Source organism: Vibrio sp. 378 (assembly GCF_033339435.1).
Genome location: NZ_JAWOUO010000997.1, coordinates 1 through 553, shown reverse-complemented (window position 1 = coordinate 553; position 553 = coordinate 1). Strand labels below are relative to the sequence as shown.

Annotated in this window: 1 pseudogene; it reads right to left on the bottom strand. The window is 41.0% G+C overall.

The window, feature by feature from the left end:
• Nucleotides 1–113: 113 nt before the first annotated feature.
• Nucleotides 114–553: pseudogene (locus R7Q48_RS30010) on the bottom strand (serine/threonine protein kinase); the annotation flags it as partial.

Genomic DNA, 553 nt, shown 5'->3' with positions numbered 1-553 from the left:
AAAGTCTATCTTCCTTACTACAGCAACACTAATAAGCTAGTCGTCTGAGTGCATAAAGGCAAGGCGTTTTTGAGGAAAGGGGCTTAGAAGCCCCTCAAATGAGACAAAATTTGTTAACTTTGCTTGGAATCTTGCTCAATTTGTTTCATCAAATCGTTCGCTTTCTTCATTGCTCGTCTAGCGCTGGTGGTCTTTCTCTTATTCAACAGAATGTCGGAGAATTGTAGATACTTGTCCGCTGTTTGGAAGCGTAGGTCATTGATATCTTGGAATCCAACAGGGAAGTTTTCAGAGAATTTATCGACGTCTTTAACTAACTTATCCAAATGTACAGTGGTTCTTGCTTGCTTTAGGCGATAGTACAGGCCATCAAACTCGTCTTGATACAAGATACGAGCGGCATCGATAGGGAAAGGTAACGGATTACTCGAATCTATTGCCGTTTCATAGAGCTTCATTTCGAGCACCGCATCTTTCATCGCATTGCTTATCTCTAAGTTAGCTTTATGTTCATCGCTATTGGTGAAGAACGTGTTGCCAACCTTTATCAATG